Origin of the sequence: Stenotrophomonas indicatrix, assembly GCF_002750975.1 — a bacterium.
Lineage (GTDB): Bacteria > Pseudomonadota > Gammaproteobacteria > Xanthomonadales > Xanthomonadaceae > Stenotrophomonas > Stenotrophomonas indicatrix.
In genome coordinates, this window is the sequence record NZ_PEJS01000001.1 from 3,519,773 (window position 1) to 3,546,725 (window position 26,953).

The 26,953-nt window shown below is 67.4% G+C and carries 26 protein-coding genes; 7 read left to right on the forward strand and 19 right to left on the reverse strand.

Going from position 1 to position 26,953, the window contains the following annotated elements; all coding sequences use genetic code 11:
- Window positions 1-5 precede the first annotated feature (5 nt).
- A complete protein-coding gene (gene smeD, locus CR918_RS16115; protein WP_099843711.1) occupies window positions 6-1,187 on the reverse strand; it encodes a multidrug efflux RND transporter periplasmic adaptor subunit SmeD in 1,182 nt (393 codons plus the stop codon).
- Between the two features lie 227 nt (window positions 1,188-1,414).
- On the opposite strand from smeD, the gene smeT reads away from it, so the two are divergent.
- Window positions 1,415-2,074, forward strand: coding sequence for an efflux transporter SmeDEF transcriptional repressor SmeT (gene smeT / locus CR918_RS16120; RefSeq protein WP_025877280.1), 660 nt, complete (start codon window positions 1,415-1,417; stop codon window positions 2,072-2,074).
- Between the two features lie 164 nt (window positions 2,075-2,238).
- Here smeT and hslU read toward each other — a convergent pair whose 3' ends face one another.
- From hslU to CR918_RS16165, 9 genes are all read right to left on the reverse strand, one after another.
- Entirely contained in the window at window positions 2,239-3,615 is a 1,377-nt protein-coding gene (gene hslU, locus CR918_RS16125; RefSeq protein WP_025877282.1) for an ATP-dependent protease ATPase subunit HslU, read from the reverse strand.
- Between the two features lie 76 nt (window positions 3,616-3,691).
- On the reverse strand, window positions 3,692-4,243 hold the full coding sequence (hslV, locus tag CR918_RS16130) for an ATP-dependent protease subunit HslV (protein WP_025877284.1): 552 nt from the start codon (window positions 4,241-4,243) through the stop codon (window positions 3,692-3,694).
- A 74-nt stretch (window positions 4,244-4,317) separates the two neighbouring features.
- The gene (locus CR918_RS16135) at window positions 4,318-4,518 is read right to left on the reverse strand and encodes a DUF3079 domain-containing protein (protein WP_099786143.1); all 201 of its coding nucleotides are present in this window, start codon (window positions 4,516-4,518) and stop codon (window positions 4,318-4,320) included.
- A 177-nt stretch (window positions 4,519-4,695) separates the two neighbouring features.
- Window positions 4,696-5,589 (reverse strand): tyrosine recombinase XerC, encoded by an 894-nt coding sequence (gene xerC, locus CR918_RS16140; protein WP_080149813.1) that lies wholly within the window; start codon window positions 5,587-5,589, stop codon window positions 4,696-4,698.
- Window positions 5,590-5,605: 16 nt separating this feature from the next.
- Window positions 5,606-6,280, reverse strand: a complete 675-nt coding sequence (locus CR918_RS16145; protein WP_025877290.1) for a DUF484 family protein — start codon at window positions 6,278-6,280, stop codon at window positions 5,606-5,608.
- Entirely contained in the window at window positions 6,277-7,128 is an 852-nt protein-coding gene (dapF, locus tag CR918_RS16150; RefSeq protein WP_099785448.1) for a diaminopimelate epimerase, read from the reverse strand. The genes CR918_RS16145 and dapF overlap by 4 nt, the downstream gene beginning before the upstream one ends.
- Entirely contained in the window at window positions 7,121-7,360 is a 240-nt protein-coding gene (gene lptM / locus CR918_RS16155; protein WP_099785450.1) for an LPS translocon maturation chaperone LptM, read from the reverse strand. Before lptM ends, dapF begins: the two co-directional genes overlap by 8 nt.
- A gap of 128 nt (window positions 7,361-7,488) precedes the next feature.
- Window positions 7,489-7,911 (reverse strand): YbaN family protein, encoded by a 423-nt coding sequence (locus CR918_RS16160; protein WP_099785452.1) that lies wholly within the window; start codon window positions 7,909-7,911, stop codon window positions 7,489-7,491.
- A 56-nt stretch (window positions 7,912-7,967) separates the two neighbouring features.
- Window positions 7,968-10,100: a S9 family peptidase gene (locus CR918_RS16165; RefSeq protein ID WP_099843713.1), complete on the reverse strand. Its 2,133-nt coding sequence runs from the start codon at window positions 10,098-10,100 to the stop codon at window positions 7,968-7,970.
- A gap of 203 nt (window positions 10,101-10,303) precedes the next feature.
- Between CR918_RS16165 and CR918_RS16170 the strand changes: the two genes are divergently transcribed.
- Window positions 10,304-11,488 carry a pyridoxal phosphate-dependent aminotransferase gene (locus CR918_RS16170; protein ID WP_207759526.1) on the forward strand — a complete coding sequence of 395 codons (1,185 nt, stop codon included), beginning with the start codon at window positions 10,304-10,306 and terminating at the stop codon, window positions 11,486-11,488.
- A gap of 127 nt (window positions 11,489-11,615) precedes the next feature.
- On the opposite strand, the gene CR918_RS16175 is transcribed toward CR918_RS16170, so the two are convergent.
- Window positions 11,616-13,712 carry a prolyl oligopeptidase family serine peptidase gene (locus tag CR918_RS16175; RefSeq protein ID WP_099843717.1) on the reverse strand — a complete coding sequence of 699 codons (2,097 nt, stop codon included), beginning with the start codon at window positions 13,710-13,712 and terminating at the stop codon, window positions 11,616-11,618.
- Window positions 13,713-13,781: 69 nt separating this feature from the next.
- The gene (locus tag CR918_RS16180; RefSeq protein WP_099843719.1) at window positions 13,782-14,099 is read right to left on the reverse strand and encodes a hypothetical protein; all 318 of its coding nucleotides are present in this window, start codon (window positions 14,097-14,099) and stop codon (window positions 13,782-13,784) included.
- Between the two features lie 126 nt (window positions 14,100-14,225).
- On the opposite strand from CR918_RS16180, the gene CR918_RS16185 reads away from it, so the two are divergent.
- Window positions 14,226-14,825: a lipocalin family protein gene (locus CR918_RS16185; RefSeq protein ID WP_033832259.1), complete on the forward strand. Its 600-nt coding sequence runs from the start codon at window positions 14,226-14,228 to the stop codon at window positions 14,823-14,825.
- Window positions 14,826-15,016: 191 nt separating this feature from the next.
- Here the strand turns inward: CR918_RS16185 and CR918_RS16190 are convergent, their stop codons facing one another.
- The 3 genes from CR918_RS16190 to CR918_RS16200 all read right to left on the reverse strand — a co-directional run bounded on the left by CR918_RS16190 (window position 15,017) and on the right by CR918_RS16200 (window position 17,815).
- A complete protein-coding gene (locus CR918_RS16190; RefSeq protein WP_099843721.1) occupies window positions 15,017-15,706 on the reverse strand; it encodes a methionine ABC transporter permease in 690 nt (229 codons plus the stop codon).
- Window positions 15,703-16,710 (reverse strand): methionine ABC transporter ATP-binding protein, encoded by a 1,008-nt coding sequence (locus CR918_RS16195; RefSeq protein WP_025877309.1) that lies wholly within the window; start codon window positions 16,708-16,710, stop codon window positions 15,703-15,705. Before CR918_RS16195 ends, CR918_RS16190 begins: the two co-directional genes overlap by 4 nt.
- A gap of 208 nt (window positions 16,711-16,918) precedes the next feature.
- Window positions 16,919-17,815 carry a DMT family transporter gene (locus tag CR918_RS16200; protein ID WP_025877311.1) on the reverse strand — a complete coding sequence of 299 codons (897 nt, stop codon included), beginning with the start codon at window positions 17,813-17,815 and terminating at the stop codon, window positions 16,919-16,921.
- An 83-nt stretch (window positions 17,816-17,898) separates the two neighbouring features.
- Between CR918_RS16200 and CR918_RS16205 the strand changes: the two genes are divergently transcribed.
- The gene (locus CR918_RS16205; RefSeq protein ID WP_025877313.1) at window positions 17,899-18,381 is read left to right on the forward strand and encodes a YajQ family cyclic di-GMP-binding protein; all 483 of its coding nucleotides are present in this window, start codon (window positions 17,899-17,901) and stop codon (window positions 18,379-18,381) included.
- A gap of 38 nt (window positions 18,382-18,419) precedes the next feature.
- On the opposite strand, the gene CR918_RS16210 is transcribed toward CR918_RS16205, so the two are convergent.
- From CR918_RS16210 to CR918_RS16220, 3 genes are all read right to left on the reverse strand, one after another.
- Window positions 18,420-19,511, reverse strand: a complete 1,092-nt coding sequence (locus CR918_RS16210; protein WP_223486690.1) for a helix-turn-helix domain-containing protein — start codon at window positions 19,509-19,511, stop codon at window positions 18,420-18,422.
- A gap of 415 nt (window positions 19,512-19,926) precedes the next feature.
- The gene (locus CR918_RS16215) at window positions 19,927-21,054 is read right to left on the reverse strand and encodes an NAD(P)-dependent alcohol dehydrogenase (RefSeq protein WP_025877316.1); all 1,128 of its coding nucleotides are present in this window, start codon (window positions 21,052-21,054) and stop codon (window positions 19,927-19,929) included.
- A gap of 17 nt (window positions 21,055-21,071) precedes the next feature.
- Complete coding sequence (locus CR918_RS16220; RefSeq protein ID WP_099843725.1) at window positions 21,072-22,538, reverse strand: benzaldehyde dehydrogenase; 1,467 nt, start codon at window positions 22,536-22,538, stop codon at window positions 21,072-21,074.
- A gap of 195 nt (window positions 22,539-22,733) precedes the next feature.
- Between CR918_RS16220 and CR918_RS16225 the strand changes: the two genes are divergently transcribed.
- Both CR918_RS16225 and CR918_RS16230 read left to right on the forward strand, forming a co-directional pair.
- Window positions 22,734-23,300, forward strand: coding sequence for a DUF1415 domain-containing protein (locus CR918_RS16225; protein ID WP_025877318.1), 567 nt, complete (start codon window positions 22,734-22,736; stop codon window positions 23,298-23,300).
- Entirely contained in the window at window positions 23,297-24,097 is an 801-nt protein-coding gene (locus CR918_RS16230) for an SDR family oxidoreductase (RefSeq protein ID WP_099843726.1), read from the forward strand. Before CR918_RS16225 ends, CR918_RS16230 begins: the two co-directional genes overlap by 4 nt.
- 168 nt (window positions 24,098-24,265) lie before the next feature.
- Here the strand turns inward: CR918_RS16230 and CR918_RS16235 are convergent, their stop codons facing one another.
- A complete protein-coding gene (locus tag CR918_RS16235; protein ID WP_099843728.1) occupies window positions 24,266-26,296 on the reverse strand; it encodes a M3 family metallopeptidase in 2,031 nt (676 codons plus the stop codon).
- Between the two features lie 170 nt (window positions 26,297-26,466).
- Here CR918_RS16235 and CR918_RS16240 point away from each other — a divergent pair, with 170 nt between their 5' ends.
- A complete protein-coding gene (locus tag CR918_RS16240; RefSeq protein ID WP_033832265.1) occupies window positions 26,467-26,871 on the forward strand; it encodes a hypothetical protein in 405 nt (134 codons plus the stop codon).
- The last annotated feature ends 82 nt before the right edge of the window (window positions 26,872-26,953 follow it).

Sequence of the window (26,953 nt, forward strand, 5' to 3'; positions counted from 1 at the left end):
TCCGCTTACTTCGCGCCTGCGGCCGCAGCTGCAGGTTGGGCGGCGGCCGGCTTGGCCGGGGCGGCGCCCTGTTCGGTGGCATTCACGGGCATGCCCGGGCCGATCTTCTGCAGGCCTTCGACGATGACCTTGTCGCCGGCCTTCAGGCCGTCCTCGACCAGCCACTTGTCGCCGACGGTGCGGCTGACCTTGACCGGGCGCACTTCGACCTTGTTGTCCTTGCCGACCACCATTGCACTGGTATCGCCCTTCGGATCGCGGGCGATGCCCTGCATCGGCACCAGCACCGCATCGCTGCGCACACCGCCGCCGATCACCGCGCGCACGTACATGCCCGGCATCAGCAGGCCATCGGGGTTGTCGACCCTGACCCGCAGCGCGAAGCTGCCGGTGGCCGGATCGACGCTGACTTCGGAGAACTCCAGCGTGCCCTTGTGTTCGAAGGTGCTGCCGTCTTCCATCAGGATGCTGACCGGCGTCTGCTGGTTGTCCTGCAGGCGGCCGGCGGCCAGCTCGCGGCGCAGCTGCAGCAGCTCGGCCGAGGACTGGGTCAGGTCGACGTAGATCGGGTCCAGCTGCTGCACGGTTGCCAGCGCCGTGGCCTGGCCGGCGCTGACCAGCGCGCCCTGGGTGACGGTGGACTTGCCGATGCGGCCGCTGATCGGCGCGGTGATGCGCGCATAGCCGAGGGTCACGTTGGCGGCATCCAGTGAGGCCTTGGCGGCGCCGACATCGGCCTCTGCCTGCTTCTGCGCAGCCACGGCGTTTTCCAGATCCTGCTGGCTGACCGCGTCGACCTTGGCCAGCTCGGTGATGCGCTTGGCGCTCAGCCGCGCCGCATTGGCGGTGGCTTCGGCGCGGGCCAGCTGTGCACGCGCACTGTTGGCCTGGGCGCGATAGCTGGCGTCCTCGATCTGGTACAGCGGCTCGCCGGCCTTGACCATCCCACCCTCGGTGAACAGGCGCTTGGCGACGATGCCGTTGACCTGCGGGCGCACTTCGGCCACCAGGAAGGCGTTGGTGCGGCCCGGCAGCTCACGGGTCAGCCCGACGGTCTCGGACTTCAGCGTGACCACGCTGACCTGGCCCGGCCCCTGTTCGGGTGCCTGGGGTTGGCCGCCGCAGGCAGCGACGGTGGCAGCGATGGCCAGCGACAACGCGAAGGGTCGGATTCGGCTCAGCAACATGATGGGAATGGCTCTTGAAGGGAGGGATCTCAGCAGGTGCTGATACGACGGCCCCTCCCCTTGCAGGAGTGAAGACCGCGCGGACAGCGCCCACCCGCGTGAAGTGGGAGCCAGGACAGGCCTGCCACGCACACGACGGGAATGATGGGAGGGAAATATACATACATGCGTGTTTGTTTGTAAAGCGGTACAATTCAGCCACGTTTCACCCGCACTCGTACCCGCTCATGGCCCGCAAAACCAAAGAGGACACCCAGGCAACCCGCGAAGGCATCCTGGATGCCGCCGAAGCCTGTTTCCACGAACACGGCGTGGCCCGGACCACGCTGGAGATGATCGGTGCCCGCGCCGGCTACACCCGCGGCGCCGTGTACTGGCATTTCAAGAACAAGGGCGAGGTGCTGACCGCGATCGTCGAACGGGTGCACCTGCCCTTCATGCAGGAGCTGGAGCGCACCTCCACCGACCAGCGCGACACGCCGGTGCATGACCTGCGCGCGGTGATGATCCACTCGTTCATCGAGCTGTCCGAGGACGAGCGCCTGCGCAAGACCATGGAGATCATGCTGCGCAGCGATGCCTCGGCCGACACCAGGGTGCTGACCGAACTGCAGCAGAGCGGTTTCCGCGATGCCCTGGACCGGATGGAACGCGCCCTGCGCCGTGCCCAGGACCTGGGCCAGCTGCGCGACGGCGCCGACCCGAAGATCGCCGCGCGCATGCTGCACGCCACCGTGCTCGGCGTGCTGCACGGGGCGATGGTCGAACCGGACCTGATGGACCTCAAGCGCGACGGCATGCTGGCGCTGGACATGACCCTGGCCGCCTACGTGAAGGAAGGCGTGTTCGTACCGGGTTCGGTACCCGAGCCGCTGCCGGAGGCGTGACGGCGCCGCCGGGCATGGCCCGGCGTTACCGCAGATTCGGCCACAAATGTAGCGCCGGGCCATGCCCGGCGAGTACGTAACGGGTCGGAGCCCTCGCCATGGCGAGGGAGCCGACCCTGCATAACGAAAAAGGCCGCCTTTCGGCGGCCTTTTCGCATTCCCGGTTACAGGATGTAACGGCTCAGGTCCGGGTCCTGCACCAGTTCACCCAGGTGCGCATCGACATAGGCACTGTCGATAGCCAGGGTTTCACCATCGCGGTCCGGTGCTTCGTAGCTGAGCGAATCCAGCAGGCGCTCCAGCACGGTATGCAGGCGGCGCGCACCGATGTTCTCCTGGCGCTCGTTCACCTGGAAGGCGATCTCGGCCAGGCGGTCGATGGCATCGGTGGTGAAGCTGACCTTGACGCCTTCGGTGGCCAGCAGCGCTTCGTACTGCTTGGTCAGCGCAGCCTTCGGCTCGGTCAGGATGCGCACGAAATCAGCCTTGCTCAGCGCACCCAGCTCCACGCGGATCGGGAAGCGACCCTGCAGTTCCGGGATCAGGTCACTGGGCTTGGCCAGGTGGAACGCACCCGATGCGATGAACAGGATGTGGTCGGTCTTGATCGTGCCGTACTTGGTGGACACGTTGGAACCTTCCACCAGCGGCAGCAGATCGCGCTGCACGCCTTCGCGCGAGACATCGCCACCGCCCACGTTGTCACCCCGCTTGGCGACCTTGTCGATCTCGTCGATGAACACGATGCCGTGCTGCTCGCAGGCCTCGATCGCGGCAGTGCGGATGTCGTCCTCGTTGACCAGCTTGCCAGCCTCTTCCTCCTGCAGCAGCGGACGCGCGGCCTTGATGGTCAGCGTGCGCTTGTGGGCCTTGGCGCCACCACCGAGGTTGGCGAACATCGACTTCAGCTGCTGGCCCATTTCCTCCATGCCCGGCGGGGTCATGATGTCCATGCTGACGTTGGCGGTCAGGTCGAGCTCGATCTCGCGATCGTCCAGCTCGCCGTTGCGCAGCATCTTGCGGAACTTGATGCGGGTCTCGTTGTCCTGCGCCGACGGTTCGTTGCGCGCAGCCTCCGGGTCGAAGCCGATGCCACCGCTGCGGCGCGGCAGCAGCGCATCGAGGATGCGGTCTTCGGCGCGCTCTTCGGCCTGCGTGCGCACGCGCACCTTGGCCTGCTCGCGGTACAGCTTGACCGCGGTATCGGCCAGGTCACGGATGATCTGCTCGACATCCTTGCCGACATAGCCGACTTCGGTGAAGCGGGTCGCTTCGACCTTGACGAACGGCGCGTTGGCCAGCGTGGCCAGGCGGCGCGCGATCTCGGTCTTGCCGACGCCGGTCGGGCCGATCATCAGGATGTTCTTGGGCATGACCTCGTTGCGCAGCTCGGGCTGCAGCTGCATGCGGCGCCAGCGGTTGCGCAGGGCGATGGCGACCGCGCGCTTGGCGTCGTGCTGGCCGACGATGTGCCGGTCCAGCTCCTGCACGATCTCGCGCGGGGTCATGGTGGCGGAGGAAACTTCGATCTTGTGCGGCATGGGTGTGCTCACGAATGCGTTGTCGGTAGCGCCGGGCCATGCCCGGCGGATCAGGAATGCGTGTGACGGTTCCCCGTCACAACTCCTCGACCACCACGTTGCGGTTGGTGTAGATGCAGATGTCACCGGCGATGTTGATCGCTTCGCTGGCGATGGTGCGTGCATCCAGTTCGGTGTGCGCCATCAGCGCGCGTGCAGCGGACAGCGCATACGAACCACCGGAACCGATGGCGATGATGCCGTCCTCCGGCTCGATGACGTCGCCGGTGCCGCTGATGATCAGCGAGGTTTCCTTGTCGGCCACCGCCAGCAGGGCTTCGAGCTTGCCGAGGCGGCGCTCGGTGCGCCAATCCTTGGCCAGTTCCACCGCGGCACGCTGCAGCTGGCCATGCTTTTCCAGCTTGGCTTCGAACAGCTCGAACAGGGTGAAGGCATCGGCGGCGGCACCGGCAAAGCCGGCCAGCACCTGGCCATCGCGGCCAAGGCGGCGGACCTTGCGTGCGTTGCCCTTCATCACCGTGTGGCCGAGGGTGACCTGGCCGTCGCCGGCAATGGCCACGTGCTCGCCGCGACGAACGCAGACGATGGTGGTGGCGTGGAAAACGGTGGGATTCTGACTGGGGTCCATGCGGCCTCCGATAGCTGTTCACGGGACATGGGGACAGCCGCCGAAGCGATCAAGCCTGCGCCGATAGCTGCCGTTCAGCGCTTGGCATGCGATGGCCGGTCCGGATTGGGTTCAATGCCCCATGCCACGTACCAGTCCTCACCCTGCGTCTCGATCGGGTGCTGGGTGCGGCCCGAGCCGTTGCCACAGGCCAGTGCGTCGGCAGCGCAGTAACGGTCGCAGCCCCAGCAGATGCGCTCGGGGTGATTGGGACGCAGCGGAATGGGCTTTGCCATGGTCGGCATCTCGTCGTGGCCTGCGGCCACGATGCACCGGCGACCACTGCCCCCGCCCTGATCCAGATCAAGCGGCGGCCGTTCCGGTAGCGCCGGGCCATGCCCGGCGAGCGCGCAGCGCGGGCGGCGGCGCATACACGCCACATGGATCGCACAGCCGCCGGGCATGGCCCGGCGCTACCCCCCCGTGTCGGGCGGGTCTTTGCGACGTTTCGCGCGCGGATGCGCAGCATCGTAGACCTTGGCCAGATGCTGGAAATCCAGGTGGGTGTAGATCTGCGTGGTGGCGATGTCGGCATGGCCGAGCAGTTCCTGCACACCGCGCAGGTCACCGGAGGATTCCAGGATGTGGCTGGCGAAACTGTGCCGCAGCATGTGCGGGTGCACGTGCTTGAACAGGCCCTGGCGCTGCGCCAGCTGGCGGATGCGGATCTGCACCGCGCGCTGGCTGATCGGCCCGTTGCGGCCGGGAAAAACCGGTGTGGCGCCACCACCGCCACTTTCGCTGCGCCAGGTCAGCAGCGCTTCGCGTGCCGGCTTTCCGAAGGGGACGCGACGTTGCCGGTTGCCCTTGCCCATCACGTTGACCAGGCCGCTGGCGAAATCCAGATCGCGCCAGGTCAGCGCACAGACTTCGCTCAAGCGCAGGCCGGAGGAATAGAACAGTTCCAGCAGCGCGCGGTCACGACGACCCAGCTCGCCTTCCGGTTCCAGTTCAACCAGCTGCACGGCTTCATCGGCGTCGAGCACCTGCGGCAGCCGTCGCGGCGCACGCGGCGCCTTCAGTGTCGCTGCCGGGCTGGCCTCGATGCGGCCATGCTTGAGCAGCCAGGCATAGAAGCTGCGGCAGGCCGACAGCCGGCGTTGCAGGCTCTTGGCCGACAGGCCACGGCGGTGTTCATCGGCAACGAACTGGCGCACCGCATCGGTATCCAGCGCCTCCACGGCCACCCCGCGGGGTTCGGCCCACACCGACAACGCATCCAGGTCGCGGCGGTAGGCGTCGAGCGTATGCGCCGACATCCGCCGCTCCACCTGCAGGTGCTGCAGGAACGCCTGCACCGCGCTCATCGTCGTCGTTTCCCGCTCAATCCGCGAAGCGCTTGAGCCCGGTCACCAGGGCCTCGCCCATCATCCGCAGGAACAGCGTGCCCATGCCGGGATAGAAGCGGTTCGGATCATGGCTGCCCACCGCGATCAGGCCAACACCCGGCAGCGGCAGCAGCGCGGTGGTCTGCACCTCCTCGCTGCGCGCGCCGTACAGCACCGCGTTCTTGTCGCTGTGCAGGCGGCCGCAGATCGGCTCACCATCCTTAAGGCAGTCGCGGAACGGGCCCAGCTGCGCATCATCGGCAGCCAGCACCTGCAGCCACTCGGCCTGCTCCAGCCCGGCCACCGGCGCATGCACGACCAGCCGCACCAGATCGCCGGCGAAATCTTCCTGCAGTGACGCCGCCATCGCGCGCAGCGTGTCGGCGGCGTTGTCCTGCTTCATCAGGGCCAGGGTGAGCTGATGCGTGCGCACCGCCAACCGCTCGTTGACCTGCGCGGTCGCGCCCAGGTCGGCCAACCGTCGCGCCAGCTCGCGGTTCTTCTCGCGCAGCACTTCCAGCTGGTAGCTGGCCAGCGATGCGGTCGGGCCGTCATCGCGTGGCACCACCAGGGTCAGCGCCAGGTCCGGGAACTGCTTGAGGAAACCCGGATGGCGCCGCAACCAGGCGGCGACTTCATGGGCACCGAGCTTGTCGACGGTCTCAGTCATGCGATCCACTCCCCTTCGAAGACGAATGCGGTCGGGCCCGCCATCACCACCGGCTGGCCATCGCCCGGCCACTGGATGCGCAGGTCGCCACCAGGCAGGCTGATGCGCGCATCGCGCTGCAGGCGGCCGCGATGCATCAGGGTCACTGCCGCCGCGCAGGCGCCACTGCCGCAGGCCAGGGTTTCACCCGCGCCGCGCTCGAACACGCGCAGGCGCACATGTTCCGGGCCCATTACCTGGGCGAAGCCCACGTTCACCGACTTCGGGAACGAGGCATGCTGCTGCAGCAGTCCGCCCACGCGCTCGACCGGTGCGGCATCGACCAGGCCCACTTCGATCACCGCGTGCGGATTGCCCATCGACACCGCCGCGAAGCGCACGGTCTCACCCTGCAGTGGCAGCAGGTACTCCTCACGCGGGTGGGCGAAGCCGATCAGCGGCACCTGCGCCGGATCGAACAGCGGCACGCCCATCGCCACCGCGTACTGGCCATCGCCGAGGACATCCACGGCGTGGCTGGCCAGCGGGCTGTCGATGACGAAGCGGTCGCCCTGCGCACTGCCCTCGCGCACCAGCCAGGCAGCGATGCAGCGCGCGCCGTTGCCGCACTGCTCTGAATTGGAACCATCGGCGTTCCAGATGCGGTAAGAGGCGACGGAGCCTTCGGCGCGCGGCGGCTCGATGGTCAGGATCTGGTCGCAGCCGACGCCGGTATGGCGGTCGGCCAGGCGCGCGGCCAGTTCCGGGGTGGGCGGCGGCGTGCCGTCGCGCAGGTCGATCACTACGAAATCGTTGCCCGCGCCGTGCATCTTGCTGAAGCGCAGGCCGTTGGTACCGGCCTTACTCATTCCCGTCGTCCACCTTCTTGGCCGGATCAGGAGTGACGGACGGACTGCCGTCGCGCGGGGCCTGGGTGGCAGCAGGCGTGGCGTCGGCATCAGCGGCCGGTTCGACGGCTTCTTCCACCGGCACCGGCTTCTGCGGCAGCACCAGCGGGCCCTTGTTGCCGCATGCGGCGAGGAACAGCAGCGAGGCCGCTGCCAGCGGAATCAGGATGACATTGCGATGGGGGATGTTCATGCCCCGAGTATAGCCATTGGCGGCTGAGCGGTTGGTGCAGGGCGCCGCGCCACGCATCCGCCGGGCATGGCCCGGCGCTGCCGCAACCCGGCACCGTGGCAACGCAGGGCCATGCCCGGCGGGAGAGATCAATCGGCCGGCGGCAGCGGCCGGGTCCACAGCCAGATCGCCACCAAGGTCATGCTGCCGATCGAGAACCACTTCACCCAGGCCACCGGCACGCACCACAACATGATGCCGGCGCACACCGCCATGGTGATCGTGGCCATCCATTTGCCGTAGCGGCTCACCGCACCATGTGCCTGCCAGTTGGCGATGGCCGGGCCGAAGCGCGGGTGCTGCAGCAGCCAGCCGTGCAGGCGCTCGGAGCCGCGCGAGGCGGCCCAGGCCGAGATCAGGATGAATACGGTGGTAGGCAGCCCCGGCACGAAGATGCCGACGATGCCGGTGCCCAGGCTGGCATAGGCCAGCAGCCACCACGCCCAACGGAACCGCACCGGCCGGGCGGGCGTTGGCAGGTCCTTGGTGGTGGGCGGTTCGGGCGGGCGCATCGCGCAAGGATACCGAGCGCAGGTGGCGGCGGCGATATCACCGCCGCCACGTTGCGTCATTCCGTCGCAGCACCGGCCGCGGGCGTTTCGATGCCCAGCTGCTGCAGCACGAATGCATACGACTCGGACAGTTCGCGGTAACGCTGGAAGCGCCCGGACTTGCCGCCGTGGCCGGCTTCCATGTTGGTGCGGAACAGGATCGGGAAGGTGCTGGTGTTGTCATCACGCAGCTTGGCCACCCACTTGGCCGGTTCCCAGTACTGCACCTGCGAATCCCACAGGCCGGTACCCACGAACAGCGACGGATAGGCCTGCTTTTTCACGTTGTCGTAGGGCGAGTAGGACAGCATGTACTCGTAGTACGGCTTCTGCTCGGGGTTGCCCCACTCGTCGTACTCGTTGGTGGTCAGCGGGATGGTCGGGTCGAGCATGGTGGTGACCACGTCCACGAACGGCACCTGCGCCACCAGCACGCGGTAGTCCTGCGGCGCCTGGTTGGCGATGGCGCCCATCAGCAGGCCACCGGCGCTGCCACCGGACGCGGCGACACGGTCCTTCGCCGCCCAGCCCTGTGCCACCAGGCCACGGGTGACGTCGATGAAGTCGTTGAAGGTGTTCTGCTTGTGCAGCAGCTTGCCGTTCTCGTACCAGTCGCGACCCATTTCCTGGCCACCGCGGATGTGGGCGATGGCGTACACCACACCACGGTCGAGCAGGCTCACCGCCGTCTGGTTGAAGTAGGGGTCCATCGACATGCCGTAGCTGCCGTAGGCGTACTGGAACAGCGCGCCGGTGCCATCCTTCCTGTAGCCCTTGCGATAGACCAGCGACACCGGCACCTTCACCCCGTCGCGCGCGGTGATCCACACCCGGTCGGTCTCGTACTTCGAGGCGTCATAGCCGATCACCGGCTGCTGCTTGAGCTGGCGACGCTCGCCGGTGGCGGTGTTCAGTTCGTACACCGTGGTCGGCGTGGTCATCGAGGTGTACACGTAGCGCAGCCACGTGGTGTCAGCCTCGGTGTTGTCGCCCAGGCCCATCGAATAGGCCGGTTCGTCGGCCTTTACGTAGTCGTTGCGACCGTCCTTGAACAGCAGGCGGATGCGCTCCAGGCCTTCGGAACGTTCGGCGATGGCGGTGTAGGTATCGAACAGTTCGAAGCCTTCGATGAACACCGCATCGTCATGGGCGATCCAATCCTTCCACTGCGCACGCGAGGTGGCGTCGGTCGGTGCGGTCACCAGCTTGAAGTTCTTCGCGCCATCGTTGGTGCGGATCACCCAGCGGCCGTCATAGTGGTCGGCGTCGTACTCCACGTCGCGCTGGCGCGGGGCGAGCACGGTGAACGTGGTCGGGTCGCTGGCCGGCGCGTAGCGCTCTTCGGAGGACACGGTGCTGTGCACGCCGATGGTGATGAAGCGATCGTCGCGGGTGCGGCCGATGCCCATGTAGAAGCTGTCGTCCTTCTCTTCGTAGACGACGGTGTCGGCGCTGGCCGGGGTGCCCAGCACGTGCTTCTTCACCCGCACGGTCAGCAGGGTTTCCGGATCGTTCTCGACATACAGCACGGTGCGGTTGTCGTCGGCCCAGACCAGGTCGCCGGAGGTGCCGGTGATCGTATCCGGCAGCACCGCGCCGGTGCGCAGGTCCTTGAAGCGGATGACGTACTGGCGGCGGCCCACGTCATCGTCGGCCCAGGCCAGCAGCTGGTTGTCCTGGCTGACCTCCATCGAGCCGACGCTGAAATAGCCCTTGCCAGCAGCCATCGTGTTGACGTTGAGCAGGACCTCTTCCGGCGCGTCCATGCTGGCCTTGCGGCGCGCATGGATGGGATAGTCCTGGCCGGTCTCGTAGCGGCTGTAGTACCAGTAGCCGCGCTCGCGCGCCGGCACGCTGGCATCGTCCTGCTTGATGCGGCCGACGATCTCGCCGTACAGCGCATCCTCCAGCGGCTTCAGCGGTGCCAGCAGCTGGTCGGCGTAGGCGTTCTCGGCCTGCAGGTAGGCCAGCATGGCCTTGTCCTCGCGCTTGTCGTCGCGCAGCCAGTAATAGTCATCGTTGCGGGTCGCGCCGAACGGCGCCTTGACCACGTGCGGACGCTTCTCAACATCCGGCGGAACGGGCGGGGTGGCGGCGGTAGCGGTGCTGGTCATCAGGCTCGCAAGCAACAGGCAGAGAGTGGATTTCATGAAATAAGGCTCCTTGATCGGCAATGCAATGGCGTCCTTGTGCCTGAGTCTGGGTGGCAGGGGGGCTGCGGGCAACCCTGCGGATCGTCATGGACGCGCGGAGGTAGTGCCGGCCGCTGGCCGGCAACGGCAGCAGACTGTTCATCCCGAGGTTGCCGGCCAGCGGCCGGCACTACCGGGACACCCGGCGTACCATGTGGGGCATGAGTACCCTGCCCCACACGCCGGGCTACAGCCGGCGCAGCCACGAAATCGCTCCCTTCCACGTGATGTCCCTGCTGGCCCGCGCACAGGCGCTGGAACAGGCCGGTCACGATGTGATCCATCTGGAGATCGGCGAACCGGACTTCACCACCGCCGAGCCGGTCGTGCGTGCCGGCCAGGCGGCGTTGGCCGCCGGCCACACCCGCTACACCGCCGCACGCGGCCTGCCCGCCCTGCGCCAGGCGATCAGCGGTTTCTATCGCAGTCATTACGGCCTGGATATCGACCCCGAACGCATCCTGGTCACGCCGGGCGGCTCCGGCGCGCTGCTGCTGGCCAGCAGCCTGCTGGTCGACCCCGGCCGCCACTGGCTGCTGGCCGATCCCGGTTATCCGTGCAACCGCCACTTCCTGCGGCTGGTGGAAGGCGGCGCGCAGCTGGTCCCGGTCGGCCCCGAAACGGCCTACCAGTTGACCCCTTCGCTGGTGCAGCAGCACTGGAACGCCGACAGCGTCGGCGCGCTGGTGGCGTCGCCGGCCAATCCCACCGGCACCGTGCTGTCAGCCGATGAACTGGCGGCCCTCTCGGCTTCACTGCATGCGCGCGGCGGCCACCTGGTGGTCGACGAGATCTATCACGGCCTGACCTACGGCCTGGATGCAGCGAGCGTGCTGCAGGTCGATGACAGCGCGTTCGTGCTGAACAGTTTCTCCAAGTACTTCGGCATGACCGGCTGGCGACTGGGCTGGCTGGTGGCGCCACCGGCGGCGGTAACCGACCTGGAGAAGCTGGCGCAGAACCTGTACATCAGCGCTTCGAGCATCGCCCAGCACGCGGCCCTTGCCTGTTTCAGCGACGAGGCGATGGCGATCTTCGAGCAGCGCTGCCAGGCCTTCCAGCAGCGCCGCGACTTCCTGCTGCCAGCCCTGCGCGAGCTTGGCTTCCGCATCGAAGTGGAGCCGCAGGGGGCGTTCTACCTGTACGCCGACGTCAGTGCGTTCACCGATGACGCGCAGGCGTTCTGCGCGCACTTCCTGGAGACCGAGCATGTGGCGTTCACCCCGGGCCTGGATTTCGGCTTCCATCGATCGAACCAGCACGTACGCCTGGCCTATACCCAGGAAGTGCCGCGGCTGCAGGAAGCGGTGGAGCGTATCGCGCGCGGATTGAAACGATTCCGGTAGCGCCGGGCCGTGCCCGGCGGATTTTTGCCGCGCGACGCGGCAAAGGAGCCGCCGGGCATGGCCCGGCGCTATCGTTCAACGAATACCCAACGAAAAACGCCGCCCGAGGGCGGCGTTTTTCATTTCATCATTTACCGCCCAACCGCTCCCACAGGAAGCTGTAGGCCAGTGCGGACATGTGCGCGGCCTGCGCGTTGTTGGCTGCACCGCCATGACCACCTTCGATGTTCTCGTAGTAGGTCACGTCCTTGCCGGCATCGATCATCTTCGCGGCCATCTTGCGGGCGTGGCCCGGATGCACGCGGTCATCGCGGGTGGAGGTGGTGAACAGCACCGGCGGGTAGCTCTTCTTCGCGTCGAACAGGTGGTACGGCGAGAAGGTCTTGATGAACTCCCAGTCGCTGGTGTCCGGGTTGCCGTACTCGGCCATCCACGAGGCGCCGGCCAGCAGGTGGCTGTAACGCTTCATGTCCAGCAGCGGAACCTGCACCACCACCGCACCGAACAGCTCCGGGTACTGGGTCAGCATGTTGCCGGTGAGCAGGCCACCGTTGCTGCCGCCCTGCACGCCCAGGTGCTTGGCAGAAGTGATCTTGCGGGTGACCAGGTCCCGGGCAACCGCGGCCATGTCTTCATAGGCCTTGTGACGGTTCTGCTTCAGCGCCGCCTGGTGCCAGCGCGGGCCGTACTCGCCACCACCACGGATGTTGGCGACCACGTACACGCCGCCCTTCTCCAGCCAGGCGCGGCCCATGCCGCCCGAGTACGACGGGGTCAGCGAAATCTCGAAACCACCGTAGCCGTACAGCAGGGTCGGGTTGGAACCGTCGAGCTTCATCGCCTTGTCGTGCACCACGAAGTACGGCACGCGGGTACCGTCCTTGCTGGTGGCGAAATGCTGCTCGATCACCTTGCCGTCGGCATCGAAGAACGCCGGCATGGTCTTGAGCACTTCCGGTGCCTTGCCGATGTCGGCGATCGCCAGGGTGGTCGGGGTCAGGTAATCGGTGGCGGTCAGCCACACTGCATCACTGTCATTGCTGTCGACCGCACTGACGCCCAGAGTGCCGAAGGCCGGCGCGCCGACGAAATCGCTCTTCTGCCAGCCCTTGGCGGTCGGAGTCAGCACCGACAGGCGGTTCTTGACGTCGTCCAGCACGTTCAGCACCAGGTGGTTCTTGGTCCACGAGGCACTGGCCAGCGAGGTGGTCGCGGTCGGGGTGAACAGCACCTCGAAGTCACGCTTGCCGGCCAGGAAATCATCCAGCTTGGTCACCAGCAGTGCGCCGGAGGCGTAGGTCTTGCCACCCACGGTCCACGGGTCGCGCAGTTCCAGGGTCAGCCACTGCTTGTGCAGGCCCTTCTCGGCCGAGTTCGGCGCATCGATCCTGGTCAGCTTGCCATCGTCGCCGCGCAGGTAGATCTCGTTGTTGTAGAAGGCCAGCGTACGGCTGACCAGGTTGCGCTCGAAGCCCGGGGTGTCATCGTGCATCGCCGCGATGTACATGTCTTCCGGCTTGCCTTCGTAGACCAGGCTGGCGGCGGACATCGGCGTGCCACGCTTCCACAGCTTGGCCACGCGCGGGTAACCGGAGGTGGTCATCGAGCCGCTGCCGAAATCGGTGTAGACGAACACGGTGTCGCGGTCGATCCAGCTCAGGCCGCCCTTCGATTCGGGACGGAAGAAGCCGTCCTTGATCCAGCTCTTGCTGGCCAGGTCGAACTCGCGGGTGACATCGGCGTCGGCACCGCCGCGCGACAGCGCGATCAGGCAGCGGCTGTAATCCGGACGCAGGCAGTCGGCGCCGTGCCAGACCCAGTTCTCGTTCTCGGCCTTGTTCAGCGCATCCAGGTCGAGCACGGTTTCCCAGGTCGGCGAGGCCTTGCGGTACTCGGCCAGGGTGGTGCGACGCCACAGGCCGCGCTCGTGCTGCTTGTCCTTCCAGAAGTTGTAGTAGTAATCGCCGATCTTCTGCACGCCGGGAATCTTGGCGTCCGAGTCGAGCACCTCGCGGATGCTGCTCTCCATCTGCTTGAAGGCCGGGGTCTGCGCCAGGCGCGCCTCGGACTTGGCGTTCTGTTCCTTGACCCAGGACAACGGCTTGTCGCCGGTGACGTCCTCCAGCCAGGCGTAACGGTCGGTGTCTTCAGCGGCCACGGCGGTACCCACCGAGGCAGCGGTCATCATGCCGGCCAGCAGGCAGGCGGAAGCGAATCGTGACATTGCAGCTCCAGGCAGTCATTAGCCGTGGAACGCTAGCATGGATCACCGGGGCCGCCCCCGTGTCGAAGGTCAGGCCGTGGCGGTGTGCGCCTTGCGCGTACGTGTGGGGGAGCGCCGCCGGGCCTGCCCATGGTCGCGTCGCAGCGCGCGGAGCGCGGCCAGCGTCGGCAACGGGCAGCGCAGCAGTGCCCACCAGGCCGCCAACGGCATGCCGACCAGCCACAGCGGCAACCAGCCCAGCCAGGCACTGCTGCCGCGCGCGGCCGGCCACACCAGCACCACGGCCAGGCCAGCGAGGGCGAGCTGCGGCACCACCCGCAACAGGCGCGGATCGGCGCGTTCGCTGACGCGTTCAGTTGGCGGGCGGTGGCGGGGACGTGTGCGCATGCGGATTCTCCGGTGGTCGATGGCGGTCAGCTTGGCTGCGGGGCTTCTCACCGGCTGCGACACCATTGACGGATGGCGTGCACACAGTGACCATGCGCGGGCAAGCCCACTGGAGCCCGCTCCCGCATGACCTCGATCCGCCCGCTCTGCGCTGTGTTGCTGGCCCTGTCCCTGGGCGGTCCGGCAGTGGCTGCCAATTCTCCACCGTCGTCCCGCAACAGCGCCGCGGAAGCCTCTGCAGATGGGGCGATCGACCTGCAGCGCTTCATGGGGACCTGGTACGTGATCGGCCGCGTGCCGAACTTCATCGAGCGCGGCCACGTCGCCAGCGTCAACCAGTACGAGCTGCGCGAGGACCACAAGGTCGCCATCACCTATCGCTACCGCGATGGTTTCGGTGAACCGCTGCAGGAAATCCGTGCGCGCGCCAGCGTCGATCCCGACAGTGGCAACCACGGCTGGCGCACCTGGTTCTACCGGGTCGTGCCGACCCATTCGCGGGTACTGGAAGTAGCGCCGGACTATTCCTGGGCGCTGATCGGCTACCCGGGCCGCGAGATGGCCTGGATCTTCGCCCGCACGCCTGACATGGACAAGGCCCTGTACAAGGACCTGGCCGAACGCCTGCGCGACGAGTACGGGGTCAACACCGACAAGCTCAAGCGCGTGCCGCAGCACGCCGAGCAGGTGGGCAAGCTGGGCTACGAAGTACCGAACGTGCGTTGACTGCACACGGTGGTAGTGCCGGCCGCTGGCCGGCAACTGCAGGGTGCTTCCCGCGTTCATGAAGTTGCCGGCCAGCGGCCGGCACTACCAGACATGAAGTTGCCGGCCAGCGGCCGGCACTACCAGGCATGAAGTTGCCGGCCAGCGGCCGGCACTACCCTGAACGATGCCGGGCACCGCCCGGCATTCTGTTATCTGCGGCTGTAATGCGCGACCAGGCGGTCACCCAGCATCTGCAGCAGCTGCACCAGCACCAGCAAAAGGACCACCGTGACCAGCGCCACGTCGGTGTGCGAGCGCTGGTAGCCGTCGCGGAAGGCCAGGTCGCCCAAGCCACCGGAACCGATCGCACCGCCCATCGCGGTGAAGCCGATCAGGGCCACGGTGGTCACCGTGGCACCGGCAATCAGGCCCGGCCGTGCTTCGGGCAGCAGCACGCGGGTGACCAGCTGCCAGGTGGTAGCACCCATTGCCTGGGTCGCCTCGATAACCCCGCGGTCCACTTCACGCAGCGCGGTTTCCACCAGCCGCGCATAGAACGGCGCAGCGCCGATGACCAGCGGCACGATCGCGCCACCTACGCCCAGCGAGGTGCCCATCATGAACAGGGTCACCGGGATCAGCACGATCATCAGGATGATGAAGGGCACCGAGCGCAGCAGGTTCACCACCAGCGCCAGCACGCCGTAGGCAACCGGCCGGCGTTTCAGCTGTGGCGCACCGAACAGGTACAGCAGCACGCCCAGAGGCAGGCCGATGGCCAGGGTCAGCGGCAGCGAACCGGCCAGCATCAGCAGGGTGTCGATGGTGGCCTGACCGATGTCGGCCCACTTGCCTGCATCCAGGTGACGGAAGAAGCCGCCGGCGGTGGCGATGATCATCGACGCAGTTCCTCAACATGCACGCCGGCAGCCACGAATGCGGCCTGCGCGGCGGACTGGTCACCGCCCACCAGGGCGACGATCAGCTGGCCATACGGGGTGTCCTTGATCCGGTCGATACGCCCGGACAGGATGTTGTAGTCGACCCCGGTCTGCCGCGCGACGCTGCCGAGCAGGGGTTCGTAGGTGTCGGCGCCAAGGAAGGTCAGGCGCACGACACGGCCACCGACCGCGTCGAAATCGCGGTGCAGGGTGCCCTCGTCCACCTGCTCCGATTCGCTGACGAAACGGCGGGTGGTCGGGTGCTGCGGGTGCAGGAACACCTTCGTTACCGGGCCGGTCTCGACCAGCTGGCCGGCATCAAGCACGGCCACGCGGTCGCAGACGCGACGGATCACGTCCATCTCGTGGGTGATCAGCACGATGGTCAGGCCCAGTTCGCGGTTGATCTTCGACAGCAGCGCCAGCACCGACGCGGTGGTCTGCGGATCGAGCGCGCTGGTAGCCTCATCGCACAGCAGGATCTGCGGGCGGGTGGCCAGTGCGCGGGCGATGCCCACACGTTGCTTCTGGCCGCCCGACAACTGCGCCGGGTACTTGTCCGCATGCGCCTGCAGGCCCACGGTCTGCAGCAGCTCGGCGACACGCGCATCGATCTCGGCCTTCGGCGTGCCGGCCAGCTCCAGCGGGAAGGCGACATTGCCGGCCACCGTGCGCGAGGACAGCAGGTTGAAGTGCTGGAAGATCATGCCGATCCGGCGGCGCAGCGCGCGCAGGCCTTCCGGATCCAGCGCGGTGACATCTTCGCCGGCGATCAGCAGGCGGCCACCACTGGGCTCCTCCAGGCGGTTGATCATGCGGATCAGCGTCGATTTGCCCGCACCGGAATGACCGATGATGCCGAACACCTCGCCGGCCTCGATGGTCAGGTCCAGCGGCTGCAGCGCGCTGACCGCGCGGCCGGCAACGGCATAGGATTTGTGCAGGCGCTGGAACTCGATCACGGGATCAGCTCACCGGGAGGGCGATGGAAGGGGCGTGCAGCCTACCAGCGCTGGCGCTCGCGCGCCCGCGCCATGGGCCAGAATGTTATTCCTTTTGATTCTAAGGCGCCCGCATCGGTACATCGGCGGCGGTCGGAGCCCCTGCGGGGATCCGACCCCGGGGTCGGATCCCCGCAGGGGCTCTGACCCCTTCCCCAGCCAGATCGGTTCAGGGATGGTCCAACGGTTTCGGCGGCTCCTGCCGGTTCACCCGTTCGCGGTGCAGCAGGTACAGGCCCGAGGCGACGATGATTGCCGCGCCCGCCCAGGTGTAGCCATCCGGCAGCTGCCCCCAGAAGGCCAGGTCCCAGCCGATTACCCAGACCAGGCCGCTGTATTCGAGCGGTGCGATCATCGATGCCTCACCCAGCTGGAAGGCCTTGGTCAGCGCGATCTGGCCCAGCGCTCCGGCCAGGCCCATGCCGGCGATCAACGGCGCATGCGCCATCTGCAGCGGCACCCAGCCGGGGATAGCCAGCAGCCCGGCGCCGATGGCCATGATGACCAGGAACCAGACCACCATCGACTGCGAGGTATCGGTGCGGGTCAACAGGCTGACGGTGATCGCGGCGATGGCATAGGCGGTGGCGGCGGCCAGCACCATCAGGCCCGGCACCGAGATGAAACCGCCCACGCCCGGCCGCAGCACCACCAGCACGCCGACCAGGCCGATGCCGATGGCGACCCAGCGCCGCGGCCCGACCCGCTCGCCCAGCAGCGGCACCGACAGTGCGGCAATCAGCAGCGGCGCGACGAAATAAATGGTGTAGGCGGTGGACAGCGGCAGGTCGCGCAGGGCGAACACGAAGCAGCCGATCATCGCCATGCCCAGCCCGCCGCGCAGCAGGTGCAGCCCCCAGCGGCGCGGGATCAGCGAGCGTGGCCCGGCACTGGCCAGCACCCAGACCAGCACGAAGGGCAGCGACGCCGCGCCACGCAGGAAGGTGACCTGCAGCGAGGGATAGCCGGCCGAGAGCTGCTTCATGCCGGCGTCCATCAGCGAGAAACAGGCGACAGCAGCGACCATCCAGGCCACGGCGCGCGAAGGGGAGCGTTGCACGTTCATGGCCCATTATCGCCGACCACGGGCGTTGCCGCCGCGACCGGCGCGATAGAATGGCCGCCACTGATTTCTGCGGAGTAACGCCCATGCCTTCCTTCGACGTTGTGTCCGAAGTCGACACCCACGAACTGACCAATGCGCTCGACCAGGCCAACCGCGAGCTTGCCACCCGTTTCGACTTCAAGGGCGTGGACGCCAAGTTCGAGCGAGACGGCGAAGTGATCACCCAGTCCGCGCCGAGCGAGTTCCAGCTCAAGCAGATGAACGACATCCTGCGCGCTCGCCTGGCCGCCCGCAGCATCGACGTGCTCAGCCTGGAGTATGGCGACGTGGAAACCAACCTTGCGCAGGCCCGGCAGAAGATCACCGTCAAGCAGGGCATCGAGCAGAAGATCGCCAAGAAGATCGCTGCGGCGCTGAAGGAAGCGAAGCTGAAGGTGGAAACCCAGATCAACGGCGACAAGCTGCGGGTGATGGGCAAGAAGCGCGACGACCTGCAGGACGCCATCGCCGTGCTGAAGGCCGGCAAGTTCGAACTGCCGCTGCAGTTCAACAACTTCCGCGATTGATCGACACCGCGATGTAACGCCGGCCTCGGTGGCCGGCCTCACTCGCGCAGCAGTTTGTACAGCGTTGTCCGCGAGATGCCGAGCTGGCGTGCGGCGAGGCTGAGGTTGCCGTCGGCGGTATGGGCGGCTCGCCGTGCCGCATCGCGCTGCTGGTCACGCAATGGTGCCGCCTGCACGGGCGCTGCGGCCGTAGCCGGTGAACGTGTCCGTGCGGCGCGCGGTGCCTGCAGATGCTGCAGATGGACCGCACTGCCCTCGCCCAGTCGCACCCGATGCGCAGGGCCGGGCTGCAGCAGTCGACGTCGCTGTGCTGCGCTGGCGCCGGCAAACAGCGTGTCCAGCGAAAGCAGCGGCAGCGGCCCACGCCGCGGCAGGCCGAGCAGGCGCCGGGCGACGCGATTGGCGCAAAGCAACTGGCCGTCTTCCTGCACCGCCAGCAGGCCCTGCAGCGGTGATGCCAACCAGCGCGGATCATGCTGCACCGCCAGCAGATGCACATCGCTGAGCGTGTGCATCAAGCGGTTCTCGATGGCCAGCGCTGCCTGCCGGAAATAGCCCTGCAGCAACGCCGGATCGCGTTCCCCCAGCCCAGTGATGTCGATCGCACCGCAGACCTGCCCCTGCAGGTCATGCAGCGGCTCACTCAGGCAGAACACGGGGGCGAACCGCTGCAGATAGTGTTCATTGCCGCGTACCAATGCGGGCAGGTCGTCGGCCAGGCTGACCGCAGGCGCGGTGGTACCGATCTCGGCCTCGCCCAGCCGCCGGCCCACCTGGATCGGCCGCAGCAGCGCTGCATCTTCCAGGCCATGGGCGCGATGCACGATCACCATGCCCTCGCGGTTGGCGCAGAACATCGTCCACCCACGCGCACCGAACGCGGCCCACAACTGCTCCAGTTCCGGCTGCACGCAACGCGCCAGGCGGCGGTCATCGCGGGACTCCAAGCGGTGTCCGTTGCCCTGCAACGGCGGGTAATACGGCTCCTGCCCGGGGCGCACACCGGCCGCATGCGAGCGCTGCCAGGACTGCTGCAACGGCAGGGGCAGCATCGCCAGCGACTGCACGTCGCCCTCGGCGAAGGCGGCCCGAGCCGCCACCAGCTGCTGTTGCCCGACTGTCGTGGCCATCATGCATGCAGCGTACACCCACACACGCCATGCCCGCGTTACATGCCAACAACGGAGCGTTTCCAATTTCGTCCGGCATTCATCCACGCATGGCGTGGATCCACGTGTCGACCAAGGTCGACACCCACCAACAGCCGCGTGGTCGACACCCGCCAACAGCCGCGTGCCGACCAACGGTCCCCACCCACCAACAGCAGCGGGAACCTGTCGAAGGCGGGGTGGGTCCGGTTGCGGGGGCGTGAGCCGCATGGATGCGGCGACCGAGCTTACATGGACGTACTTGCAGCGTCCCCCGCAACCGGACCCACCCCGCCATCCCACGGAATGCCCGCTTTTGCCGTTGCCGTTGCCGTTGCCGTTGCCGTTGATTCGGCAGGTGCAGGGCGCAGCCCTGCAAACCCACCCCACCCTCACCTCACGCCGCGATCCGCAGAATCGGCTTCAGCGTAATCCCCCGCGTGCTGTCCTCGGCCGCCTGGTTGATCTGCTCCAGCGGATAGAACTTCACCAGCCTGTCGAACGGGAAGCGCCCCTGCTGGTACAGCGTCACCAGCTGCGGAATGAACACCTGCGGCACGCTGTCGCCCTCGACAATGCCACGGATGCTGCGGCCACCCAGCAGCAGGTTGTTCACATCGAAACTGGCAGTGGTGCCCAGCTTCGGCGCACCGACCACGCCCATCATGCCAAGCCCGCCGAGCGCTTCGATGCCGGCCGACAGCACTTCCGGGCGCCCGGTCGATTCCAGCGCGAAATCGGCGCCACCACCGGTGATCGCGCGCACCGCCTCGATCACATCGGTCTCGCGGCTGTTGACCACATGGGTGGCGCCCAGCTCCATGGCCAGCTGCAACCGCGAGGGCACCACGTCGATGGCGATGATGGTGGTGGCACCGGCGACCTTGGCCGCCATCACCGCACTCAGGCCGACCGCACCGGCGCCGTAGCTGGCGAAGCTGCTGCCCGATCGCACCTGCAGCGAGTTGAGCACCGCACCGGCACCGGTCTGGATGCCGCAGCCCAGCGGACCGAGCAGCTCCAGCGGCGCATCGTCAGGCACCTTGATCGCATTGATCTCGCGCGCCAGCGCAAACGTGGCGAACGACGACTGTGCAAAGAAGTGATCGTGCAGCGGTTGGCCCTGTGCATCGGTGATGGCGGTATGGCCGTGGCCATCATCACCACCGAAATTCAGCGCGAAGAAATCGCGGCAGTACGCACCGTGGCCACCACGACAGGGATTGCAGTGGCCGCATTGGCCGTAGGTCAGCACGACATGGTCGCCGGCCTTCAGCTCGCGCACGTTGGGGCCGACCGCCTCGACGATGCCCGCACCCTCATGGCCCAGCACCGCCGGCAGCGGCACCGGATAGTACTGGTCACGCACGATCAGGTCGGTATGGCACAGGCCGGTCGCTACGATCTTCACCAGCACTTCGTCGTCCTGCGGGCCGCGCAGGCGCGCCTGCTCGATGACAAAGGGCTGTTCCTTGCCGCGCACCACCGCTGCGGTGATGTCACGCGATCCACTGTTGCTGCTCATCGTTGCGTTCTCCTCGATCAGATGGGATAGGCCGGGGCTTCGCCCTTGACCGTCATCCATTGCCACTGGGTGAATTCCTCCACGTTGGACGGGCCGCCGATGCTGGTGCCGTTGCCGGACGCCCCTACCCCGCCGAAGGGATTGATGACCTCGTCGTTCACGGTCTGGTCGTTGATGTGCAGCAGACCGGTGCGCAGGCGCTCGCCCAGCTTCAGCGCGCGGCCGACATTGCGGGAGACGATCGCCATCGACAGGCCGTACTCGCTGTCATTGGCCAGGCGCACGGCTTCGTCGTCGTCATCGAACGGCACCACCACCGCTACTGGCGCGAAAATCTCTTCGTTGAACGCCGGATTGTCGACACTGACGTTGCCGAGCACGGTGGGTGCGAAGAACAGGTCCTGGTGGGTGCCGCCGGTTTCAAGCGTGGCACCCGCCTTCACCGCGTCGTCGACCACACGCGCCGCATGGTCGCGTTGCGCGGCATTGATCAGTGGGCCCAGCGCAACATCCTCGCGTGCCGGGTCACCCACCTTCAGCGACTTCGCCTTGGCCACCAGCTTCTGCAGGAAGGCCTGGTGGATGCTGCGCTGTACCAGCACACGGCCGGTGGCCATGCAGATCTGGCCCTGGTGCAGGTACACGCCCCAGGCGGTGTTGGCCACGGCCAGGTCGAGATCGGCATCGTCAAGGATGATCAGCGCGTTCTTGCCGCCCAGCTCCAGCGACACCTTTTTCAGGTGCTTGCCGGCGGCTTCGCCAACCTTGCGTCCGGCCGCCGTCGAGCCGGTGAACTGGATCATCGCCACATGCGGGTCGCTGGTCAGCGCGGCACCGACGGCGCCGTCGCCGGGCAACATCTGCAGCACACCCTGCGGAAGACCAGCCTGCTCGAACAGGCGTGCGATCACCGCACCACCACACACCGCCGTGCGCGGGTCCGGCTTGAGCACCACGGCATTGCCGAGCGCGATCGCCGGCGCCACCGCGCGCATCGCCAGGTACAGCGGGAAATTGAACGGAGAGATCACCCCCACCACACCCAGCGGACGGCGCCGCGCCAGGTTCAGCCGCCCAGGTTCGGACGGCAGGATCTCACCCACGCTGCGCGAAGGCAGCGCGGCGGCCTCATGCAGCGCCTTGATGGTCACCTTGGCCTCGAAACCGGCCTTCAGGCGGGTGGAGCCACTTTCGCGGACCAGCCAGCCGACCAGCGTATCGATGTTTTCTTCGGCCAGGCGTGCAGCCTTGCGCAGCACCTCGGCGCGCTGTTCGTACGGCGCTGCCGCCCATGCCTGTTGTGCCTGCGCCGCAGCGGCCGCCGAACGTGCGACCTGCGCCGCATCGGCCAGGCCGATTTCGCCAAGCGAGTGCCCGGTGGCGGGCTCGATCACCGGCTGGCGCTGTGCAGCGGCGCTCCATTGACCGTCGAAGAAGGCGCCTGACCAGAGTGCGTCCGGCAGCCATGGGGAAGATGCAGTCATGAAAAGTCCTCCTGTGTCGTGCCGCCATTGCACGCCTGGCCCGCAGCGTCGGCAATCGGCCATTGGCGTGATGTCGGCAAGGGATTGAATCGACGGGAATTTCCAGCATCGCCGTTGTCCAGTTCCTGCACAGTGAACGGCGCCCCTGCAGCGGCCCGCCTACAATGGCCCCCCCCGCCAGCCGATGCGCCCGCCATGACCGACACCCCCCTGCCCACCGACGACCCGATCGCCGCCACCCGCCTGTGGCTGGAGCGCATCGTCATCGGCCTGAACCTGTGCCCGTTCGCCAAGGCGGTGTATGTGAAGGACCAGGTCCGCATCGTGCTGAGCGACGCGACCACACCCGAAGCCCTGGTGGAAGAACTGGCCGAGGAACTGGTGCTGCTGCGCGACACGCCGGCCGAGCAGATCGATACCACCCTGATCGTGCATCCGCAGGTACTGACCGACTTCCTCGACTACAACGACTTCCTCGACAACGCCGATGCGGCGATCGAGGCGCTGGACCTGCAGGGCATCCTGCAGGTGGCCAGCTTCCATCCGGACTACCAGTTCGATGGCGTCGCCGCCGATGACGCCAGCAACTACACCAACCGCGCGCCCTACCCCACCCTGCACCTGCTGCGCGAAGACAGCGTGGCGCGCGCGGTGGACGTCTACCCGGACCCGGACGTGATCGTCGAGCGCAACATCCAGACCCTGGACCGGATCGGTGTCGAGGGCTGGCACCGTCGCCTGCGCGGCGACGACCTGTCATGAGCACGGTGCCGCCGATTGCCACCTGGCCGGCTGCGCCGCTGCACGGCAGGGTGGTGCTGGTCACCGGCGGTGCCAACGGCATCGGCCGCGGCATCGCCCAGGCGGTGCTCGGGGCCGGCGGCCGTGTGCTGATCGGCGATCTGGACGTAGAGGCGGGCCAGGCCTGCCTGGCCGAATGGCAGCGCGGCGATGATGCCGCGTTCCAGCGGCTGGACATCACCGACGAAAGCAGCGTGCGCGACTTCATCGCGGCGGCCCTGCAACGCTTCGGGCGCATCGACGGCCTGGTCAACAATGCCGGCATCGCCGGGCCGCACGGCACCCTGCTGCAGGACATGGACTGGGAAGAATGGCAGCGCCGGCTGTCATCGCTGCATGGCGCGTTCCTGTGCAGCAAGCACGCATTGCCGGCGTTGTCGGCCGACGCAGGCGCGATCATCAACATCGCATCGACGCGCGCCTGGCAGTCCGAGGCGCACAGCGAAGCCTACGCTGCGGCCAAGGGCGGGCTGGTGGCCTTCACCCATGCACTGGCCATCAGTGCGGGACCGGCGGTGCGGGTGAACAGCATCAGCCCCGGCTGGATCAGCACCGATGCCTGGCAGGCGCCGTCACGCCGGCACGTGCCGCAGTACTCGGCCACCGCCCACGCCCAGCATCCGGTTGGCCGCGTCGGCGAACCCGAGGACATCGGCGCACTGGCGGTGTACCTGCTGTCCTCGTTGTCCGGCTTCAGCACCGGCCAGGACTTCATCGTCGACGGCGGCATGACCCGGAAGATGATCTACGCCGATTGAAAGCGGGACGCCCCGGTAGCGCCGGGCCATGCCCGGCGGCTTTCCTACGCCGCGCTACGTGCTCGCCAGGCATGGCCCGGCGCTACCGGAGCGCTGCCCTTTTTTGCGTTTACGCCATGCCGGAGCATTCCGGTAGATCCACGCCATGCGTGGATGGCGGCAACGTGCTTACGCCATGCCCGAATGGCGCAGCAGCGCGTCGATCTGCGGCGCACGGCCGCGGAAGGCCTTGAAGTTCTCGGCAGCCGGACGGCTGCCGCCGCGCGACAGCACCTCGTCGCGGAAACGCGCGCCGGTTGCGGCCAGCGCCTGCGGCGCTTCCTCGAACGCGGCGTAGGCATCGGCGCTCAACACTTCGGCCCACTTGTAGCTGTAGTAACCGGCGGCATAGCCACCGGCGAAGATATGGCTGAACTGGTGCGGGAAGCGATTCCAGCTCGGCGGATGGTTCACCGCCACTTCCGCACGCACCCGCTCAAGCAGTGCCAGCACGCTGTCCTGCGCCGCCTCGAACTGGCTGTGCAGCAGCATGTCGAACAGACCGAATTCCAGCTGGCGCACGGTGGCCATGCCGCTGTGGAAGTTGCGTGCGGCCAGCATGCGCTCGTACAGCGCGCGCGGCAGCGGCTCGCCGGTTTCCACATGCGCGGTCATGCCCTGCAGGTGGTCCCATTCCCAGCAGAAGTTCTCCATGAACTGGCTGGGCAGCTCCACCGCATCCCACTCCACGCCGTTGATGCCGGCCACGCCCAGTTCGCCGATGCGGGTCAGCAGCTGATGCAGGCCATGGCCCATTTCATGGAACAGCGTGGTCACTTCATTGTGGCTGAAGGTTGCCGGCTTGCCATCGGCACCACGGCCGAAGTTGCACACCAGGTACACCAGCGGCGTCTGTACGCTGCCATCGGCGCGCTCGCGGCGGTTGCGGCAGTCATCCATCCACGCGCCGCCACGCTTGCCCTCGCGGGCGTACAGGTCCAGGTAGAACTGGCCCACCAGGGCGCCCTGCGCATCCACCAGGCGGAAGAAGCGCACGTCCTCATGCCAGACCGGCGCACTGTCTTCCTGCACGCGCAGGCCGTACAGCTGCTCGATCACCGAGAACAGGCCGCCGAGTACCTTCGGTTCGGTGAAATACTGCTTCACTTCCTGCTCGGAGTAGCTGTAACGCGCCTGCTTCAGGCGGTCGGCGGCGAACGCCAGATCCCAGGCCTGCAGGCTGTCGATACCGAGATGCTCGCGGGCGAACTGCTCCAGCTCGGCGCGGTCCTTGGCGGCGAACGGCTTGGCGCGCGCGGCCAGGTCACGCAGGAAGCCCAGCACTTCGGCGGGGTCGCTGGCCATCTTGGTGGCCACCGAATAGTCGGCGTAGGAATCAAAGCCCAGCAGCGCGGCCAGCTCGGCACGCAGTGCAAGGATGCGATCGATGTTGCCGCCGTTGTCCAGCGCATCGTCGCCGAACTCGGAAGCGCGTTGCGCGCTGGCGCGGTACAGGATCTCGCGCAGGTCGCGGTCCTCGCCCCAGGTCTGCACCGGCAGGTAGCACGGCATCTGCAGGGTCAGCTTCCAGCCTGCCTTGCCGTCTTTTTCCGCAGCGGCGCGTGCAGCAGCCTTCACGTCGTCCGGCACGCCGGCCAGGCGCGCCGGGTCTTCGACGATCAGCGACCACGCATCGGTGGCGTCGAGCACGTTCTGCGAGAACTTCGCCGACAGCGCCGACAGTTCCTCCTTGATGGCGGAAAAACGCTGCTGCGCGTCCGCATCCAGTTCAGCACCGCCGAGGCGGAAATCACGCAGGGTGTTGTCCAGCACCTTGCGGCGCGCCTCATCAAAACCGGCCGCTTCGGTGCTGGCCGCCAGCGCCTGGTACTGGCGGTACAGCGCCAGGTTCTGGCCCAGCGCACTGGCAAAGCGGGTCACCCGCGGCAGGTTGCTGTTGTAGGCCTCACGCAGCTCCGGCGTGTTGACCACGCCCTGCAGGTGGCCCACCAGGCCCCAGGCGCGCCACAGGCGTTCGGTGGCGTCGTCCAGCGGGGTGACGAAGGTCTGCCAGGTTACCGGCTGCACCTGCTCGGCAGCGCTGACCACCGCTTCGGCCTGCGCCAGCAGCACGTCCAGCGCCGGCGCCACATGCTCGGGGCGGATCGCCTCGAAGCGCGGCAGGCCGGAAAAATCGAGCAGGGGGTTGGCAACGGTCACGGCAGGTCTCCAGGGTACGGGCCCGGCAGCGCGGGCAGCCAGACCGATATGGCGCTGGCCGGGCCGGCAGACAAGGGGCGGCGGGCCATTGTTCACGTCGGCCTTACGGCCGCCGGCTGAAGCTTGCGGCGCGGGGGAGACCGCAGCGGAACGTGTCGAGGAGGCCCCACATGGAAGGTCTGGCTCCAGCTCCATCCGCAGTACGTTCACCAACGCTGGCGCTGTCGGCCAGCCCGACTGAACTGGCCTGGATCGCCGCGTTGTGCGATGCGGGCGATGATGCGCCGCGCCACCTGCAGCAGTTGCAGGCACTGCAGCGCCAGGGCGGCAGGTTCAGCGATGAGCAGGAATGGTATCCCTTCGAAGTGATCGAGCGCGGTGCCAGCCAGGTGCGGCTGGGCCACGAGCGCGAATTCGTCATCTGCGTGCTGCTGTGGCTGCAGGCCCTGGCCCAGGGCCGGGCCAGCAGCCTGGACCCACGCCTGCACCTGGACGACCGCGCCGTGGAGATCGAGGCCCTGCCCGACGCGCTGCGCGATGCGGTACTGGAGGCCTTCATGGCCGCCGGGTATTGAGCGCGATCCAATGCGCCGCTGCGCTCGCCGGGCATGGCCCGGCGCTGCCGACCTGTCCTGGTAGCCCCGGGCCTTGCCCGGC

Excerpts from the sequence above, each read along its gene's own strand:
- smeD (WP_099843711.1), bottom strand. The coding sequence starts at position 1,187 with ATGTTGCTGAGCCGAATCCGACCCTTCGCGTTGTCGCTGGCCATCGCT.
- smeT (WP_025877280.1), top strand. The coding sequence starts at position 1,415 with ATGGCCCGCAAAACCAAAGAGGACACCCAGGCAACCCGCGAAGGCATC.
- hslU (WP_025877282.1), bottom strand. The coding sequence starts at position 3,615 with ATGCCGCACAAGATCGAAGTTTCCTCCGCCACCATGACCCCGCGCGAG.
- hslV (WP_025877284.1), bottom strand. The coding sequence starts at position 4,243 with ATGGACCCCAGTCAGAATCCCACCGTTTTCCACGCCACCACCATCGTC.
- CR918_RS16135 (WP_099786143.1), bottom strand. The coding sequence starts at position 4,518 with ATGGCAAAGCCCATTCCGCTGCGTCCCAATCACCCCGAGCGCATCTGC.
- xerC (WP_080149813.1), bottom strand. The coding sequence starts at position 5,589 with ATGAGCGCGGTGCAGGCGTTCCTGCAGCACCTGCAGGTGGAGCGGCGG.
- CR918_RS16145 (WP_025877290.1), bottom strand. The coding sequence starts at position 6,280 with ATGACTGAGACCGTCGACAAGCTCGGTGCCCATGAAGTCGCCGCCTGG.
- dapF (WP_099785448.1), bottom strand. The coding sequence starts at position 7,128 with ATGAGTAAGGCCGGTACCAACGGCCTGCGCTTCAGCAAGATGCACGGC.
- lptM (WP_099785450.1), bottom strand. The coding sequence starts at position 7,360 with ATGAACATCCCCCATCGCAATGTCATCCTGATTCCGCTGGCAGCGGCC.
- CR918_RS16160 (WP_099785452.1), bottom strand. The coding sequence starts at position 7,911 with ATGCGCCCGCCCGAACCGCCCACCACCAAGGACCTGCCAACGCCCGCC.
- CR918_RS16165 (WP_099843713.1), bottom strand. The coding sequence starts at position 10,100 with ATGAAATCCACTCTCTGCCTGTTGCTTGCGAGCCTGATGACCAGCACC.
- CR918_RS16170 (WP_207759526.1), top strand. The coding sequence starts at position 10,304 with ATGAGTACCCTGCCCCACACGCCGGGCTACAGCCGGCGCAGCCACGAA.
- CR918_RS16175 (WP_099843717.1), bottom strand. The coding sequence starts at position 13,712 with ATGTCACGATTCGCTTCCGCCTGCCTGCTGGCCGGCATGATGACCGCT.
- CR918_RS16180 (WP_099843719.1), bottom strand. The coding sequence starts at position 14,099 with ATGCGCACACGTCCCCGCCACCGCCCGCCAACTGAACGCGTCAGCGAA.
- CR918_RS16185 (WP_033832259.1), top strand. The coding sequence starts at position 14,226 with ATGACCTCGATCCGCCCGCTCTGCGCTGTGTTGCTGGCCCTGTCCCTG.
- CR918_RS16190 (WP_099843721.1), bottom strand. The coding sequence starts at position 15,706 with ATGATCATCGCCACCGCCGGCGGCTTCTTCCGTCACCTGGATGCAGGC.
- CR918_RS16200 (WP_025877311.1), bottom strand. The coding sequence starts at position 17,815 with ATGAACGTGCAACGCTCCCCTTCGCGCGCCGTGGCCTGGATGGTCGCT.
- CR918_RS16205 (WP_025877313.1), top strand. The coding sequence starts at position 17,899 with ATGCCTTCCTTCGACGTTGTGTCCGAAGTCGACACCCACGAACTGACC.
- CR918_RS16210 (WP_223486690.1), bottom strand. The coding sequence starts at position 19,511 with ATGGCCACGACAGTCGGGCAACAGCAGCTGGTGGCGGCTCGGGCCGCC.
- CR918_RS16215 (WP_025877316.1), bottom strand. The coding sequence starts at position 21,054 with ATGAGCAGCAACAGTGGATCGCGTGACATCACCGCAGCGGTGGTGCGC.
- CR918_RS16220 (WP_099843725.1), bottom strand. The coding sequence starts at position 22,538 with ATGACTGCATCTTCCCCATGGCTGCCGGACGCACTCTGGTCAGGCGCC.
- CR918_RS16225 (WP_025877318.1), top strand. The coding sequence starts at position 22,734 with ATGACCGACACCCCCCTGCCCACCGACGACCCGATCGCCGCCACCCGC.
- CR918_RS16230 (WP_099843726.1), top strand. The coding sequence starts at position 23,297 with ATGAGCACGGTGCCGCCGATTGCCACCTGGCCGGCTGCGCCGCTGCAC.
- CR918_RS16240 (WP_033832265.1), top strand. The coding sequence starts at position 26,467 with ATGGAAGGTCTGGCTCCAGCTCCATCCGCAGTACGTTCACCAACGCTG.